Genomic DNA, 15,425 nt, shown 5'->3' with positions numbered 1-15,425 from the left:
TATCCACTCCGACCCCTTATCAGGAACGAGCTTTCAGATAGGTGCGCTCAGATCTCCTTGCCACGCTTGCGCATCTCGGCACGGAAGGCGCCCATCACGGTTTCCGAGAAGTTCTGGGCCCAGCTGTTCATGAACGCCATGCTCTGCCCGATCGCGCGCGGCTCGGCATCGATCAGCTTCTTGCCCAGCGGCGACTTGTAGAAGGTGACGAGGTCCTTCAGCTCCTGCTCGGTGAACTCGCTGGCATAAATCTGCGCCATGCCTTCGCCGATCTCGCTCTGGCGGCCGTTGAGCTGCTGGGCCACGATCGGCGCGACCTCGTTGAGGTCCTTCTGGTAATTCAGGTTCTGCTGGATCAGCGCGCCCTTGGTCTTCTCGACCATGCCCGGCACGGCGCCCGCATACATCCCGGCGGCGTTCTTGATCTGCAGAATTTCCTTCGCTGCCGCAATCGCTGCGGGCGACGCCTTCGGCAGGGCCGGCGCCGCGGGAGCCTTCTGGCCCGCCTGCTGCGCGGCGACCGGGGCGGCCGAAAGGGCCAATCCCGCAGCGAGAGCCGCAGCCGGCAAGATTTTCAACACGTTCTTCATTCCTGGTCTCCTTTCGGCTTGCGCCGTTCAATCACGCGGATTCCGCCACCGCCCGCCAGAACGGCCGAGCTGGCCAAGCCGATGAACAGCCCGTGCTCGACCACACCGGGAATGGCGCTCAACGCCTTGGCGAGACCGGGGGGATCCGTAATACGTCCGAGCTGGGCATCGACGATCCAGTGGCCGCCATCGGTGACGAAAACGTGGCCGTCCTTGTCCCCGCCTTTGGCCTTGCGGACCGCCATTTGCCCGGAAACGCCGCATTCGGCAAATGCCTTTTCGATCGCGCGGCGCGTCGCACCGAGCCCGAACGGGATGACCTCGATCGGCAGCGGAAACTTGCCGAGCGTCGGCACCCATTTGCTGTCGTCGGCAATCACGATCATGCGGTCCGAGGCGGCCGCCACGATCTTCTCGCGCAACAGCGCGCCGCCACCGCCCTTGATCAGATTGAGCTCGGGATCGATCTCGTCGGCGCCGTCGATCGTGAGGTCGAGATGGTCGATCTCGTCCAGCGTCGTCAGCTTGACGCCGCAGCGTTCCGCATCGGCCCGCGTCGCCTCGGAGGTCGGCACGCCGATCACCTTGAGCCCGGCGGCAACGCGTTCGCCGAGCAGCTCGACGAAGTGCTTGGCGGTCGAGCCGGTGCCGAGCCCGAGCTGCATGCCGTCGCGCACCTCCTCCAGCGCACGCGCCGCAGCCTGCCGCTTCAACTGGTCCATGGTCACGTGTGCGCCTGCCTTGTGAAGTCTCGAACATGCGGCCGATTCCGGCCGGTTTCGGGCGCCTATGTAGCCTCGTTTTTCCCAGGAGAACAGGGCCTGGAACAGGGTCTGGGAACAGGCCTATAAGGTGATCTTATGGGCCCGCCCCTTGCGCGGATAGGACCAGGCCGGTAGCGCTTGGAAATCATGACCTTCTTCAAGACGACTTTCCCTCACACCATCGTCTTCGATCTCGACGGCACGCTTGTGGATACGGCACCCGACCTGATCACGGCCCTTAATTACGTGCTCGACCGCGAAGGCCTGCCGCCGGTGCCGATGGCCTCGGCCCGCAACATGATCGGCGCCGGTGCCCGCAAGCTGATCGAGCGGGGGCTGGAAGCGGAGGGCCGCACCGTCACGCCCGCGGACATGGACCGGATGACTGCGGATTTCATCGCGTACTATGCCGACCATATCGCGGTGGAATCTCGCCCCTTCGAGGGTCTCGAGGCCGCGCTCGACCAGTTTTCGGCGCAAGGCCACCGCCTCGCGGTCTGCACCAACAAGCTGGAATGGCTGTCGAAGCGCCTGCTGGACCAGCTCGACCTCAGCCGCCGCTTCGCGGCGATCTGCGGCGCGGACACTTTTGGCGTCCAGAAGCCCGATCCGACTATTTTTCGGGAGACGGTGGCCCGGGCCGGCGGCGACGTGAAGGCCAGCATCATGGTCGGCGATGCCGGAACCGATGTCGGTGTCGCCCGGCGGGCCGGCGTGCCCGTGATCGGGGTCAGCTTCGGCTACACCGACGTGCCGATCGCCGAGCTGAAGCCGGACCGCCTGATCCACCACATGCGCGACCTGCCGGCGGCCGCGATCAGCCTGATGACGGCAAGCAAAACAGCAACGCTTTGATAGGATTGCCATTTTCGCCGCCTCACATCCCGAATGGATGCATAGAGGGCTGACTTCACCGGCGCCGCGGGCGTTGCCGGCCGCACGCGGAACCCAGCTGCGAGCCGCACCGAACGAGCCGAAATCCCGCGCCAAGGGGGTCACATGCGTCAGTGCTGCACTCACGTATACCACCCGATTGTCCTTGCCGCGTCCGATGCTTAGATTGCGTCGACCGCACCGCTGCAGCAAAGGTGCGCCCGTCGCCATAAGTGAAGGCCTCTCGCATGACCGGATCCGCCGCATTGTCGACCCCGATGACCGATCCATTCGGGCGGACCATCACCTACTTGCGCGTCTCCGTCACCGACCGCTGCGACCTGCGCTGCTTCTACTGTATGTCCGAAGACATGACGTTCCTGCCCAAGGCGGACCTGCTGACGCTGGAGGAGCTCGATCGGCTCTGTACGGCCTTCATCGCCAAGGGCGTGAAGAAGCTGCGCCTCACCGGCGGCGAGCCCTTGGTCCGCCGCAATGTGATGTCGCTGGTGCGCTCGTTGTCGCGGCATCTGTCGAGCGGCGCGTTGAGCGAGCTGACGCTGACCACCAACGGCACCCAGCTTGCGAAGCACGCGCGGGAGCTCGCCGATTGCGGCGTCCGCCGCATCAACGTCTCGCTCGACACCCTCGATCCCAAGAAGTTTCGCGAGATCACCCGCTGGGGCGAGATCGACAAGGTGCTGGAGGGCATCGAGGCCGCGCGCGCCGCAGGGCTCGCCGTGAAGATCAACGCCGTGGCGCTGAAGAACCTCAACGAGGACGAGCTGCCTTCGCTGATGCGCTGGGCCCACGGCAAGGGCATGGGCCTGACGCTGATCGAGGTGATGCCGATGGGCGAGATCGGATCGGGCCGCATTGACCAATATCTGCCGCTGTCGCTGGTGCGCGCCCGCCTCGCCCAGCAGTTCACGCTGACGGATCTGGCCGAGAGCACCGGCGGTCCGGCCCGCTATGTCGGCGTCGCCGAGACCGGCGGCAAGCTCGGCTTCATCACGCCGATGACCCATAATTTCTGCGAATCCTGTAATCGGGTACGCATCACCTGCACCGGAACGCTGCACACCTGCCTCGGCCATGAGGATGCCTCCGATTTGCGCAAACCTCTGCGTGCATCGAGCGACGATCTATTGCTTGCGGATGCGATCGACCGCGCCATCGGGCTGAAGCCCAAGGGCCACGATTTCATCATCGACCGCCGCCACGACCGGCCCAGCGTCTCCAGGCACATGAGCGTCACCGGCGGCTAACTCCGTATAGTTGCGGCCCTATTCCCCTTAACTATCAACAAACTTCCGATTGACTGGCGGCACGCCCGCTGGTTTGGTGCGGCGGCCTCATGCCTGCGCGGCGAGATAAGCCACGCGCCATCTCGGCGCAGTCAAGACGGCCGGGGCACAATCGGGGGAGGACCTATCGTTGCAAGCGCTCCTTAAGCTGAGCAGCAGGATCGACGCGTTCACGCGCTGGACCGGCAAACGTATTGCGTGGCTGATCGTGCTCGCCGTTGTCATTTCGGCGGTCAACGCGATCATCCGCAAGACGTTCGACACCTCGTCCAATTCGTGGCTCGAGCTGCAATGGGTGCTGTTCAGCATCGTCTTCCTGCTCTGTTCGCCCTGGACGCTGCTCGACAATGAGCACATCCGCATCGACATCGTAAGCAACACGATGCCCAAGAAGGCGCGCAACGTCATCGACATCGTCGGTCACGTGTTCTTCCTCATTCCGATCTGCATCGTCATGATCGTCACGGGCGTGCCGTTCTTCCTGCGCTCCTTCCAGATCAACGAGCAATCCGGCAATGCCGGCGGCCTGCCGCAATGGCCCGCCAAAGCCCTGATCATGGTGGGGTTCGCCTTCCTTCTGGTCCAAGGCATTTCCGAGCTGATCAAGCGGATCGCGGTGATGCGCGGCTTGATACCGGACCCGCACGAATCGCAGGTGTCGGCGCTCGAAGCGGAAGTCGAGCATCTCGTTGAAGCGATCGAGAAGAAGTAGCCGTTGGCGACGGTGTAGGGGGAATCCATGACCGCATTCATCATCGCCAATATGGCGCCCATCATGTTCGTATCGCTGGTCGTCATGCTGCTGCTCGGCTATCCGGCGGCATTCTCGCTCGGCGCCGTCGGCCTGTTCTTCGCCATCATCGGCGTCGAGCTCGGCCAGTTTCACCCCGACTTCCTCCAGGCCTTGCCGGAGCGCGTCTATGGCGTGATGAACAACGACACGCTGCTCGCGATCCCCTTCTTCACCTTCATGGGATTGGTGCTGGAGCGGTCGGGCATGGCCGAGGACCTGCTCGACACGATCGGCCAGCTGTTCGGCACGATCCGCGGCGGCCTCGCCTATGCCGTGATCTTCGTCGGCGCGCTGCTCGCTGCGACCACCGGCGTGGTCGCGGCGTCCGTGATCTCGATGGGCCTGATCTCGCTGCCGATCATGCTGCGCTATGGCTATGATCGCCGCGTGGCCGCCGGTGTCATCGCCGCCTCCGGCACGCTCGCGCAAATCATTCCGCCCTCCCTCGTCCTGATCGTGATGGCCGACCAGCTCGGCAAGTCCGTCGGCGACATGTACGAAGGCGCCTTCATCCCGGGCCTCGTGCTTGCCGCCCTCTACGCCGGATACGCTTTCCTCGTCAGCATGATCTGGCCGAAGGCGGCGCCCGGCCTGCCGAAGGACGCCATCGGCTTCCGCGAGGAGAATGGCGATCGCGGCCTGGTCTCGCTCGGTGTGCTGTTTCTCGCCAGCTGCGCATTCGGATGGCTCATGATGCGCAATTCCAGCACTCGTGGCGCCGATTACGTGGTGCTCAGCATGTTCTACGGCATCATCTTCGCATTCGCCGTCGCCGTGCTGAACTGGGTGGTGGATAAGCTGACCGGATTCCGTTTCCTCTCGAAGATGGCGCAGCAGACCACCTTCGTGATGGTGCCGCCGCTGTTCCTGATCTTCCTGGTGCTGGGCACGATCTTCATCGGCATCGCCACGCCGACCGAAGGCGGTGCGATGGGTGCCGCCGGCGCCCTCATTCTCGGTGCCGTGAAGCGGCGGCTGAGCTGGGACCTGATCCGGCAGGCCACGGAATCGACCGCCAAGCTGTCGGCCTTCGTCGTGTTCATCCTGGTCGGCGCCCGCATCTTTTCGCTCACCTTTTACGGGGTCAACGGTCACGTCTGGGTCGAGCACCTGCTCACATCGCTGCCGGGCGGCCAGATCGGCTTCCTGATCTTCGTCAACGCGCTCGTATTCGTACTGGCCTTCTTCCTCGACTTCTTCGAGCTGGCCTTCATCGTGATCCCGCTACTGGGACCGGCCGCCGAGAAGCTCGGCATCGACCTGATCTGGTTCGGCGTCATTCTCGGCGTCAATATGCAGACCTCGTTCATGCACCCGCCGTTCGGATTCGCGCTGTTCTATCTCCGGTCCGTCGCGCCGAAGGAGCGATACACCGATCGGGTCACCGGCAAGCGGATGGACCCCGTCACCACCGGCCAGATCTATTGGGGTGCGGTGCCCTTCGTCGTCATCCAGATCATCATGGTCGGCCTCGTGATCGCGTTCCCGTCGATGGTGATGCACTACAAGGGCGTGCAGACGAACATCGATCCCAGCACGATCAAGATCGAGGTGCCGCAGATCGAGCTGCCTCCGCTGGATCTCGGCCCTCCGCAGAAGTAGTGCGACAACTGGTTCTAGCAGCGAGCGCCCACACCCTCTTCCCTTCTCCCCTTGTGGGAGAAGGTGGCGCGAACGCAGTTCGCGCCGGATGAGGGGTTTCTCTCCGCGCATTTTACTCGCCGTCGGACTCGCGGAGACAACCCCTCACCCGGCTTCGCTATCGCGAAGCCGCCCTCTCCCACCAGGGGAGAGGGTGCAGCACGGCCGCGTGACAAGCGCCGCGAACACAGGCATATCGGCTCCTTCTTCAACCGAAGGACTGTCCGCTCATGCCCCGATCGCACCTCGCTTCCACGTTCTTTGGAACGTTGATCGCCTCACTCTGGCTGGCATCTGCCGCAACGCTGGTGCACGCCGAGCCGGTCGCCAACGTCCATGCGCTGGCGCAGAAGGAACAGCAGCCGCTGCTCGACACGCTGCGCGATCTCGTCAACATCGAATCCGGCAGCAAGGACATCGAAGGCCTGAACCAGATCGCCGAGCGCATTGCCGGTCAGCTCAAGCAACTCGGCGGCACGGTGGAGATCCTGCAGCCGACTGACATCTATCGCCTCGACGACACCCCCGAAAAGATCGGGCCGGCCGTACACGCCGTGTTCAAGGGCACGGGGTCCAAGAAGATCATGCTGATTGCCCACATGGACACGGTGTACCTGAAGGGCATGCTGAAGGACCAGCCGTTCCGCATCGACGGCGACAAGGCCTACGGGCTCGGCATTGCCGACGACAAGCAGGGCATCGCGCTCATTCTCCATACCGTAGCATTGCTGCAGAAGCTGAACTTCAGGGATTACGGCACGCTCACAGTGCTCACGAACGGCGACGAGGAGATCTCCTCGCCCGGCTGGCGCAGCACCATCACCAAGCTCGCATCGGATCAGGACGTGGTGTTCTCGTTCGAAGGCGGCGGCGCCGACGGCACGCTGCGCCTCGCCACCAGCGGCATCGGCTCGGCCTATCTTACCGTGCATGGCAGATCGTCACATGCCGGCGCACGGCCCGAAGGCGGCGTGAATGCGCTGTACGAGCTCTCGCACCAGGTGCTGCAGATGAAGGACTTGTCCAAGCCCGAGCAGGGCCTGAAGCTGAATTGGACGGTGTCCAAGTCCGGAACCAACCGCAATGTGATCCCTGCCGAGGCGACGGCCCAGGCCGACGCGCGCGCCCTCAAGGTGTCCGACTTCGACGAGTTGCAGAAGGCGCTGCAGGACAAGATCAAAAATCGCCTGCTGCCCGATTCCAGAGTCGAGCTGAAGTTCGAGGTGCGGCGCCCGCCGCTCGAACCCAGTGAGGCCTCGCGCCGGGTGGCGGCCTATGGCAAGACGATCTATGGGGAGATCGGACTATCCCTCAAGGTCGACGAGAAGGCCATCGGCGGCGGCACCGACGCGGCTTTCGCCGCACTGCAATCCAAAGGAGCCGTGGTGGAAGGCATGGGCCTGTCGGCCTTCGGCGCGCACTCCAACGATGCCGAATATGTGCAGGTGGGCAGCATCGTGCCGCGGCTGTATCTGACGACACGCATGATCATGGACCTGTCCACCGGCAAGCTGAAATAGCGGCTCGGTCGCCGCGTTTCACTTTCAGGCTTGCCGCCCTCCACGGCGAACGAGACCGAGCGAAGCTGTTCCGTCAGGAACAGGAAGCGTTCAGAGATCGTCTTCGAAATGACGTCCGGCATATGCGATTGTGACGATCTCGACCTCTGTCTTCAGGACACGGAACGCGATCGTCACGCGCCGCTCGAATCCGACGGTACGCAGACCTGGAAGAAGATCGTCGCGACTGGTCCCACGTTTGGGAAAGGTGGCGAGAGCCATGCATGCCTTCTCGATACGGTCGATATAGCCGCCTGCAATTCGGTAGCCGGCACGTTCTGCGATGTACTCGTAAAGGCCGACCAGATCGGCCTCCGCCTCCGGTCGGAATACGACCTTAAGTGCCACGCTTGGCTGCCTTCACGTTTCTGGCGTGACGAGTCCGCAGGCGTTTGAAAACGTCGCTCGCAGCAACGCTTGGGCGAGGATCCTGGACCGAAGCTTGGACCTTGGCGGCCAGATATTCGTCAAGCGCGGCATCCTGACGATCGAGGGCGCGGAGGGCCGAGCGCATGACTTCGCTGGCAGAGGCATATTCGCCTGACTTCAGGCGGGCTTCCAGGCTCGCGCGCTGCGGGCCAAGAGTCACGGTGATCGGCTTGCTGGTCCGCATGTGGTTCCCCTTCAGTGCTCTACAACGCAAGATATGACAGTGTCATACATACCTCAAGCGCCATCCGGGCCTCCCTGCTCCGCGCACGGGAAAAGGTGCATTGTCATTGCCGGGCCAGTTCCTCCCCCATCGTGACCTTGTCCGCCAGCCGAAACCGCAGCGTGAACTCCGCACCGCCGCCGGGCAGGTTCTCCACCGACACCGTGGCGGCGTGATCATCCGCCACGGCGCGCACGATCGAGAGCCCCAGCCCCGCGCCGTCACTGCGCCGGCGGTCGGCGCGCCAGAAGCGCTGGAAGATCAGCTCGCGCTCAGCCTCCGCGATCCCCGGGCCGGAATCGCGCACCTGCACCGAACCGTCCTCCCCCACCTCGACCTCGACGGTGGTGCCCTCCGCCGTGAACTTGATGGCGTTTTCGGCAAGATTGAACACCGCGCGCTGCAGCATCTCCGAATTGCCGTGGATCAGGACCGGTGCTTCGGTGCCCTTCAGCGCGATGTCCTTGCGTTGCGCGATCGCGAACGGAGCGATCGAGCCGACCACCTCGGCACAGACGGCGCGCAAATCCGCGGTCTCGCCGGGATCGAGCACCAGGGTGTCGAGCTCGGCGATCTCAAGCAGTTGGGCGACGATCCGGCTCATCGCCTCGATGTCGGCATGCAGCGCCCGCCGTTCCGCGCCGTCGCCGAGCGTCTCGATCCGCGTGCGCAGGATCGCCAGCGGCGTGCGCAATTGATGCGCGGCATCCGCCGTGAACTGCCGCTGCACGCGAAAGCCGGCCTCGAGGCGGTCGAGCGCCTGGTTCACGGCGGTGACCAGCGGCACGATCTCGCGCGGAATCTGCTCGGTCGGCAGGCGAATGTCGGTGCGTGCAGGGCCGATGTTGCTGGCCTCCTGGGAGGCCTTCCACAACGGCGCGATCGCGCGGCGGAAGATGATGATGTCGATGGCAAGCAGGACCAGGAGGATCGGGACGGTGATCCACCCGACCCGCCGAAAAAAGTTCGAGACGATATCGTCGATGATGACGTCCCGGTGGGCCAGATCCTCGGCAACCTGGATGCGCACCGTCTTGCCGGCAACGTCTCGCGTGACGCTGGCGCCGGAGACGGTGTCGGAGAAACGGGAGGGCGCCGTCGCGGCGGAACGCCGGTGGGAGGAGAACAGCAACCTTCCGTCGGCATCGCGAATGTCGAACTGGTAGCGGCCGTAGGCGTCCGAATAAAGCCCCTTGAGGCTGTCGGGCAGGTTGAAGGTCAACGTGCCGTCCGGCTGCGCGACGATGCGCTCCGCCAGCACCTCGGCCTGCGCGCGCATGGCATCGCGATGCAGCTGGTCGATCTCGGAGTTGAGCAGCCAGAACAACACCAGCGGCAGGAAGATCGCGACCATCGCGACCGCGACGATGTGCAGAAACACGATGCGCGAGATCAGCGATTTGAAGGTCAGCGATCCGGCACGGCCCGCGGCGGGCACGCTATTTCTCCTCGGTCATGAGATAGCCGACGCCACGGATCGTATGGATCACGACCTTGGCGCCGTGTTCAGTCAGCTGCTTGCGCAGCCGCGACACGTAGACCTCGATCGCATTGGAGGCGACGTCGCCTTCGAGACCGAAGATGTGGTCCTCGACGTTCTTCTTCGGTACCACCCGCCCCTGCCGGCGCAGCAGGATCTCGAGCACCGAGGTCTCGCGCGCGGAGATGATCCGCGGCTGGTCGTCGACGAAGATCTGCCGGCTCTCGGTGTCGTAGACGAGGTTGGCGAGAGTGAGCGAGCGGCCGAGCAACTGGCCGGGGCGGCGCAGGATGGCCTCCAGCCGCGCCACCAGCTCCTCCATCGCGAACGGTTTTGCCAAATAGTCGTCGGCGCCGCTGCGCAGGCCGGTGACGCGGTCCTGCAAGCCGCCGCGCGCGGTCAGCACCAGCACCGGCAGCGGCTCCATCTTGAGGCGCAGCTCGCGCAGCACCGACAGGCCGTCGCCGTCGGGCAGGCCGAGGTCGAGGATCATCGCGGCATAGTTCACGCAGCTCACCGCCTCGCGCGCCTCGGCCGCGCTGCCCACGATGTCGCTCTCATAGCCGGCTGCGGCCAGCCCACCGGCCACGAGCCGCGACAGCTCGGCATTGTCCTCGACGATCAGAAGCCGCATCGCATATCCGCTGGACGTTCCTGATACCGCACCGCTCGCGCCGCATCTGCGCTCTTTTCCAGCATTCGGGGCGCCGCGGCCAGCGAAAAAGCGCCGAATAGCCTCTCCTTGTCAGGTCAGTGTAAGCCAGCGCTGCGCATGAACCCGGTCATCGACCACATGATCATCGCCGGCCGAAGATTGACCCACGGAACATTCGTTTTGGCGTGTCGTTAAATCCAAGCGCTCAGGATGAGCGCCTGGAGGAGCCCGATGTCGTATTTTCCATCTGGCGAAGACCAAGCCTTCCGCATTTGCAAGGTGCTCGCCGACGTCTTCTGCGCGATCCTGCTCGGCACCTTTTCGATCGTGTTCTTCGGCTGGATCGGCGGAATTGTCGCCTTCGTCATTCTCGAAGCTGCCCTGCTCGGGCTCGACTGGCTCATGCCAAGCGCAAGAGACGCAGCAGGCGTCGTTCGCTAGCCGCGCTTCCGATGCTCGGCAGCCGACCGATGGTCCGCCTCTGGCGGCAAATAAGCTCGGCTGCTACGACTCAGCTTGCCCCAACGCGCGGACCTTTCCATTACGACGCGCGCCGGCACTAACGGAAAAGGACATCGACCAGGCCTTGCGCAGCGCTCTTTGAGTTTCATCGGGATCGAAGCGCATCGGGGGCATCGTTCAGCGCCACGATTTCGGATCGGGCGATGATGCATGTCTACCACTGTTTTGCCCGACGGGTCAAAAATTTCGGTAATTTCGCAATCGCTCGTGGTAACGAAGTCAAGTCATTGATGTCGCTGCCCCGGTCTACTGTGCATGGGGTTGTTTTCGATGTTTTGGTTGGACGCCCTCCCAACAGTAGCGACAACGCCCCGGAGTCTTTCGCTCCGGGGCGTGCCGCATTCGATCGGGACGCGATCAGCTCTGCGAGCGCCGCGCCATGAAGATGTCGTAGCCGACCTCGGCCACCTGGAACCAGGAATAGCCGTCGCTCGTGAACTTGGCGAGCGAGTCGTTCACCTTCTTGAAGTTCGGATTGGTCGCAGCGACTTCGGCGTGCAGCTCCTTGGCCGCCTTGTAGCAGGCATCCATGATCGCGGGCGAGAAGGCGTGCAGCTTGGTGCCGCCGGCGAGCAGCTTCCTCAGCGCCAGCGGATTGGCGTTGTCGTAGCGCGCCATCATGTAATTGTTGGCGTAGTGGCCGGCCTGCTCCAGCACGCTCTGGTAATATTTCGGCAGCGCGTTCCACTTGTCGAGGTTGACGAAAGCCATCAGCATCGGACCGCCTTCCCACCAGCCGGGATAGTAGTAGTGCGGCGCGATCTTGTAGAAGCCGAGCTTCTCGTCGTCATAAGGCCCGACCCATTCGGCGGCGTCGATCGTGCCCTTCTCCAGCGCCGGATAGATGTCACCGCCGGCGAGCTGCTGCGGCACCACGCCGAGCTTCTGGAGCACGCGGCCGGTGAAGCCGCCGATGCGGAACTTCATGCCCTTGAGATCGTCGGGCGTGTTGACCTCTTTCCTGAACCAGCCGCCCATCTGGCAACCGGTATTGCCCGCGAGCAGCGAGATGACGTTGTAGCCCTTGTAGAACTCGTTGAGCACATCGCGGCCGCCGCCGAGCATGTACCAGGCCTGATTGATGCGCATGTTGGGACCGAACGGCACGGCCGATCCGAAGGTGAAGGTCGGGTCCTTGCCGAAATAATAATAGGACGCGGTATGGCCGATCTCGCAGGTGCCGTTCTGCACGGCGTCGAGCACCTGCAGGCCCGGCACGATCTCGCCGGCCGCGAAGATCTGGATCTGGAATTTGTTGTCGGTCGCCTCGGCGACCATCTTGCACATCATCTCGGCGCCGCCAAACAGCGTGTCGAGCGATTTCGGCCAGCTCGTCGGCATGCGCCATTTGATTTCCGGCATCGACTGCGCGATCGCGGGAGCCGCGAGCGTGGCGGCGCCGGCCGCGCCAAGTCCTGTGACCTTGATGAAGTCTCTTCTCTTCATGATTTCCTACCCTGATGGATCTGATTGTGGAGCCTTCTTTGCGAGGCTTGCCGACAGCATGGAACATCACGGGACCGAATGCCATCCCGATCGCAAAGAAAAAGCCCGGCCTCCTGGGGAGGCCGGGCTAGTGGTCTTACGACCTAAGCCGGAGATCAGCCGCGGGTGCGCGAGCGGATCATGAAGCTGTCGTAGGTATATTCGGCAACCTGCCACCACAGATATTCGTCGGAGCGGTAGGCCTGCATGGAATCGATGGCCTTCTTGAAGTCGGCGTTCTTGCCGGAGACCTCGGCCCACAGCTCGTTGGTCGCCTTGAGGCAGGCTTCCAGCACCTCGTTGGTGAACGGACGAAGCTGGGTGCCGCCGGCGACCAGGCGCTTCAGCGCCGCCGGGTTCTGCATGTCGTAGCGCGCGGCCATCCAGCTGTTGGCGTTCGCCGTCGCGTTGGTGAGGATCGCCTGGTAGCTCTTCGGCAGCGCATTGAACTTTTCCAGGTTGGCGAAGGCGTGGACGGTCGGACCGCCCTCCCAGAAGCCCGGATAATAGTAGTACTTGGCGACCTTGGCGAAGCCGAGCTTCTCGTCATCGTAGGGGCCGACCCACTCGGCGGCGTCGATGGTGCCCTTCTCCAGCGCGGGATAGATGTCGCCGCCGGCGAGCTGCTGCGGCACGACGCCGACCTTCTGCAGCACCTGGCCGGCGATGCCGCCGATGCGCATCTTGAGGCCAGAGAGGTCGGCAACGGTCTTGATCTCCTTGCGGAACCAGCCGCCCATCTGGGTACCGGTGTTGCCGCAGGGGAAGCCGATCACGTTCGACTTCTTGAAGAACTCGTTCGCGAGCTCGTTGCCGCCGCCCTGATACAGCCACGAATTCTGCTGGCGCGCATTGAGGCCGAACGGCACCGAGGCGAAGATCGCGAAGGTGGGGTCCTTGCCGACGTAATAGTACGAGACGGTGTGGCACATATCGACCGTGCCGTTCGAGGTCGCATCGAGCGCCTGGAGGCCGGGGACGATTTCGCCGGCGGCGAACACCTGAATCTGGAACTTGTTGTCAGTCATCTCGGCGACGTACTTCGCCACCTGCTCGGCGCCGCCATAGATGGTGTCGAGCGACTTCGGGAAGCTCGAAGTCAGGCGCCACTTCACCTCGGGCGAGGACTGTGCGATCGCCGGCGAGGCCACCGCGGTCGCCGCCGCGCCTGCTGCCGACACTTTGAGAAAATCACGACGCTTCATCTTCAGGTCTCTCCTTGCTGGGGCGTTTCCCCTTGACTTCTCTTCTTGCCGCCGCTCGTTCCGGCGACGCGTTGAGGTCGCGTCGAACCGAAGGGGCTTGACTGCGGGGGGCCTTTAACACGGCCAGCCCGGTTTCGGAACGCGACAATGACATGACGGGGCTCTACGAAAGTCGCATGCCCCGGAGCCTGCCGCGGTGCCCCCCATTCAGGCCGCGGCGATGACACCCTTGAGCTGGTCCCGGACCTGGCCGGCAATGGCGCGGTAGATCGCCGCATGAGGGCCGTCCGGCTCGCTGTCGACCACGGGATTGCCGGCGTCCGAGGTGGCGCGAATCGCCATGTGCAGGGGGATCTCGCCCAGGAATGGGACGCCGAGCTTCTCGGCCTCGTGCCGCGCCCCGCCATGGCCGAAAATATCCGACTTGGTGCCGCAATGCGGACATTGGAAGTAGCTCATATTCTCGACGATGCCGAGCACGGGCACGTTGACCTTCTTGAACATGGCAAGCCCCCGCCGCGCATCGATCAGGGACAGGTCCTGCGGGGTCGAGACGATCACGGCGCCCTTGAGCGGCACGTTCTGCGCCAGCGTGAGCTGGGCATCGCCGGTGCCCGGCGGCATGTCGACGACCAGCACGTCGAGCTTGCCCCATTCGACGTCGCGCAGCATCTGCGTCACCGCCGACATCACCATCGGACCGCGCCAGATCATCGCGGTCTCCTCCTCGACCAGGAAGCCGATCGACATGATGGCGAGCCCGAAGCGCCGAAGCGGAATCATCTTGCGCTCGTCGTTCAGCTCCGGCTTGTCGCGCAGGCCCGTCAGGCGCGGCACCGAGGGGCCGTAGATATCGGCGTCGAGCAGCCCGACCTTGAGGCCGAGGTCGCGCAGGCCGAGCGCCAGATTGAGCGCCGTGGTCGACTTTCCGACGCCGCCCTTGCCGGAGGCGACCGCAATTACGGCGGCAACGCCGGGAATTTCCGATTGCCGCGCCATCGGCGACCCCCCGCCCTGGGGCGGCTTGTGGGCATGGGCCGGCTGCACGCCGGGCGTGCCGCGGCTCGGCTGCGGGGGTGGCGGCGGCGCGGAGCCCGGCTTGCGCTCGGCGGTCAGCGCCACCATGACGGTGGTGACACCGGGAATGCTTCGCACGGCGGCTTCCGCTTCGGCCCGGACGGATTCCCAGGCTCTTGCCTCGGCGGCGTCGACATTGATCGAGAAGAATACCTTGCCGTCGGAGGCGCTGATCGCGCTCAGCACATTGGCATGGGGGAGTGCGACCCCGCGGGGCGACTGGACCCTGGCGAGGCTATCGAGAACCTGTTGCTGCGTCACGCTCAAAGCGCATCTCCTGCAGTTGAGGATGCCCCATTAGAGCGGAAACGCCCAAAAGGCTACTGTCTGCCGATATCGTCCGCCTTTTCGGCCGGCGCCGCCCCCTGCTCCAGGGCAGCCTCGTAGTTCAGCTCGATCATGACCCCGTTGGGGTCGTGGACGAAGATCTGCCAGAGATCGCCACCGGGCACCTGGCGGGCCTCGAACTTGATCTTCTTTGACGCCAGCCGCTGTTTCATACCGTCAAAGCCGCGACTGGCGAAGGCGACATGGTGGACAACGCCGGAATCCGGCTTTTGTGGCTCGTCGGTCGGGGAAATGTCGACGAGGTGAACCACCGGCCTGCCCTCGCTGTACATCCAGGCGCCCGGGAAGGCGAAGTTCGGCCGCGCGCCTTTTTCCAGGCCCAGCACGTCCTCGTAGAAGCGGACGGTCTCGGCCAGATTCCGGGTCCGGATGTTGAAATGATCGAGGACGCCTACGCTCACGCCGCCCATGCTCTCGCTCCCTTGTTTTGAAGTCCTTGGGTCGCCACCCTAGCACGGCAGGCCGCCAAACGAA

Annotated in this window: 16 protein-coding genes; 6 read left to right on the top strand and 10 right to left on the bottom strand. The window is 64.1% G+C overall.

Going from position 1 to position 15,425, the window contains the following annotated elements; all coding sequences use genetic code 11:
- Positions 1 to 47: 47 nt before the first annotated feature.
- Together I6F12_RS06650 and rpiA are read right to left on the bottom strand one after the other, a co-directional pair.
- Positions 48 to 590 (bottom strand): DUF2059 domain-containing protein, encoded by a 543-nt coding sequence (locus tag I6F12_RS06650; protein WP_036022233.1) that lies wholly within the window; start codon positions 588 to 590, stop codon positions 48 to 50.
- Positions 587 to 1,318 (bottom strand): ribose-5-phosphate isomerase RpiA, encoded by a 732-nt coding sequence (gene rpiA, locus I6F12_RS06645; RefSeq protein WP_036001558.1) that lies wholly within the window; start codon positions 1,316 to 1,318, stop codon positions 587 to 589. The genes I6F12_RS06650 and rpiA overlap by 4 nt, the downstream gene beginning before the upstream one ends.
- A 183-nt stretch (positions 1,319 to 1,501) precedes the next feature.
- Between rpiA and I6F12_RS06640 the strand changes: the two genes are divergently transcribed.
- The 5 genes from I6F12_RS06640 (at position 1,502) to I6F12_RS06620 (ending at position 7,488) form a co-directional block, all read left to right on the top strand.
- Positions 1,502 to 2,209, top strand: a complete 708-nt coding sequence (locus tag I6F12_RS06640) for an HAD family hydrolase (protein ID WP_225155818.1) — start codon at positions 1,502 to 1,504, stop codon at positions 2,207 to 2,209.
- 266 nt (positions 2,210 to 2,475) lie between these two features.
- Positions 2,476 to 3,495 carry a GTP 3',8-cyclase MoaA gene (gene moaA, locus I6F12_RS06635; RefSeq protein ID WP_036001562.1) on the top strand — a complete coding sequence of 340 codons (1,020 nt, stop codon included), beginning with the start codon at positions 2,476 to 2,478 and terminating at the stop codon, positions 3,493 to 3,495.
- A gap of 169 nt (positions 3,496 to 3,664) precedes the next feature.
- Positions 3,665 to 4,246 carry a TRAP transporter small permease subunit gene (locus tag I6F12_RS06630; protein ID WP_036001566.1) on the top strand — a complete coding sequence of 194 codons (582 nt, stop codon included), beginning with the start codon at positions 3,665 to 3,667 and terminating at the stop codon, positions 4,244 to 4,246.
- Between the two features lie 27 nt (positions 4,247 to 4,273).
- A complete protein-coding gene (locus I6F12_RS06625) occupies positions 4,274 to 5,929 on the top strand; it encodes a TRAP transporter large permease subunit (RefSeq protein WP_109144150.1) in 1,656 nt (551 codons plus the stop codon).
- 269 nt (positions 5,930 to 6,198) lie between these two features.
- Positions 6,199 to 7,488: a M20/M25/M40 family metallo-hydrolase gene (locus tag I6F12_RS06620; protein ID WP_225146540.1), complete on the top strand. Its 1,290-nt coding sequence runs from the start codon at positions 6,199 to 6,201 to the stop codon at positions 7,486 to 7,488.
- 90 nt (positions 7,489 to 7,578) lie between these two features.
- Here the strand turns inward: I6F12_RS06620 and I6F12_RS06615 are convergent, their stop codons facing one another.
- From I6F12_RS06615 to I6F12_RS06600, 4 genes are all read right to left on the bottom strand, one after another.
- Positions 7,579 to 7,875 (bottom strand): type II toxin-antitoxin system RelE/ParE family toxin, encoded by a 297-nt coding sequence (locus tag I6F12_RS06615; RefSeq protein WP_036034500.1) that lies wholly within the window; start codon positions 7,873 to 7,875, stop codon positions 7,579 to 7,581.
- Positions 7,865 to 8,140, bottom strand: a complete 276-nt coding sequence (locus I6F12_RS06610; RefSeq protein ID WP_036022224.1) for a type II toxin-antitoxin system ParD family antitoxin — start codon at positions 8,138 to 8,140, stop codon at positions 7,865 to 7,867. The genes I6F12_RS06615 and I6F12_RS06610 overlap by 11 nt, the downstream gene beginning before the upstream one ends.
- 103 nt (positions 8,141 to 8,243) lie before the next feature.
- Positions 8,244 to 9,533 (bottom strand): ATP-binding protein, encoded by a 1,290-nt coding sequence (locus tag I6F12_RS06605; protein WP_225146775.1) that lies wholly within the window; start codon positions 9,531 to 9,533, stop codon positions 8,244 to 8,246.
- Between the two features lie 85 nt (positions 9,534 to 9,618).
- A complete protein-coding gene (locus I6F12_RS06600; RefSeq protein WP_225146539.1) occupies positions 9,619 to 10,293 on the bottom strand; it encodes a response regulator transcription factor in 675 nt (224 codons plus the stop codon).
- Positions 10,294 to 10,545: 252 nt separating this feature from the next.
- On the opposite strand from I6F12_RS06600, the gene I6F12_RS06595 reads away from it, so the two are divergent.
- Positions 10,546 to 10,755, top strand: coding sequence for a hypothetical protein (locus I6F12_RS06595; RefSeq protein ID WP_036001583.1), 210 nt, complete (start codon positions 10,546 to 10,548; stop codon positions 10,753 to 10,755).
- 438 nt (positions 10,756 to 11,193) lie between these two features.
- On the opposite strand, the gene I6F12_RS06590 is transcribed toward I6F12_RS06595, so the two are convergent.
- The 4 genes from I6F12_RS06590 to I6F12_RS06575 form a co-directional block, all read right to left on the bottom strand.
- Positions 11,194 to 12,282: a TRAP transporter substrate-binding protein gene (locus I6F12_RS06590; RefSeq protein WP_225146538.1), complete on the bottom strand. Its 1,089-nt coding sequence runs from the start codon at positions 12,280 to 12,282 to the stop codon at positions 11,194 to 11,196.
- A 155-nt stretch (positions 12,283 to 12,437) separates the two neighbouring features.
- On the bottom strand, positions 12,438 to 13,526 hold the full coding sequence (locus tag I6F12_RS06585) for a TRAP transporter substrate-binding protein (protein WP_036001589.1): 1,089 nt from the start codon (positions 13,524 to 13,526) through the stop codon (positions 12,438 to 12,440).
- Positions 13,527 to 13,733: 207 nt separating this feature from the next.
- On the bottom strand, positions 13,734 to 14,870 hold the full coding sequence (locus I6F12_RS06580; RefSeq protein WP_036001591.1) for an Mrp/NBP35 family ATP-binding protein: 1,137 nt from the start codon (positions 14,868 to 14,870) through the stop codon (positions 13,734 to 13,736).
- Between the two features lie 53 nt (positions 14,871 to 14,923).
- Positions 14,924 to 15,361, bottom strand: coding sequence for a VOC family protein (locus I6F12_RS06575; RefSeq protein ID WP_036001594.1), 438 nt, complete (start codon positions 15,359 to 15,361; stop codon positions 14,924 to 14,926).
- Positions 15,362 to 15,425: the final 64 nt, after the last annotated feature.

The sequence above is a fragment of the Bradyrhizobium sp. IC4059 genome, assembly GCF_020193615.1.
GTDB lineage: Bacteria > Pseudomonadota > Alphaproteobacteria > Rhizobiales > Xanthobacteraceae > Bradyrhizobium > Bradyrhizobium yuanmingense.
The sequence above is the reverse complement of the archived record's forward strand: the minus strand, read 5'-3'. Positions and strand labels throughout refer to the sequence as shown.

Bases quoted from the DNA above. Each gene is read 5' to 3' on its own strand.
- I6F12_RS06625 (WP_109144150.1), top strand. From the start codon at position 4,274: ATGACCGCATTCATCATCGCCAATATGGCGCCCATCATGTTCGTATCG.
- moaA (WP_036001562.1), top strand. From the start codon at position 2,476: ATGACCGGATCCGCCGCATTGTCGACCCCGATGACCGATCCATTCGGG.
- I6F12_RS06575 (WP_036001594.1), bottom strand. From the start codon at position 15,361: ATGGGCGGCGTGAGCGTAGGCGTCCTCGATCATTTCAACATCCGGACC.
- I6F12_RS06605 (WP_225146775.1), bottom strand. From the start codon at position 9,533: ATGGTCGCGATCTTCCTGCCGCTGGTGTTGTTCTGGCTGCTCAACTCC.
- I6F12_RS06590 (WP_225146538.1), bottom strand. From the start codon at position 12,282: ATGAAGAGAAGAGACTTCATCAAGGTCACAGGACTTGGCGCGGCCGGC.
- I6F12_RS06600 (WP_225146539.1), bottom strand. From the start codon at position 10,293: ATGCGGCTTCTGATCGTCGAGGACAATGCCGAGCTGTCGCGGCTCGTG.
- I6F12_RS06640 (WP_225155818.1), top strand. From the start codon at position 1,502: ATGACCTTCTTCAAGACGACTTTCCCTCACACCATCGTCTTCGATCTC.
- I6F12_RS06610 (WP_036022224.1), bottom strand. From the start codon at position 8,140: ATGCGGACCAGCAAGCCGATCACCGTGACTCTTGGCCCGCAGCGCGCG.
- I6F12_RS06620 (WP_225146540.1), top strand. From the start codon at position 6,199: ATGCCCCGATCGCACCTCGCTTCCACGTTCTTTGGAACGTTGATCGCC.
- I6F12_RS06585 (WP_036001589.1), bottom strand. From the start codon at position 13,526: ATGAAGCGTCGTGATTTTCTCAAAGTGTCGGCAGCAGGCGCGGCGGCG.
- I6F12_RS06595 (WP_036001583.1), top strand. From the start codon at position 10,546: ATGTCGTATTTTCCATCTGGCGAAGACCAAGCCTTCCGCATTTGCAAG.
- I6F12_RS06650 (WP_036022233.1), bottom strand. From the start codon at position 590: ATGAAGAACGTGTTGAAAATCTTGCCGGCTGCGGCTCTCGCTGCGGGA.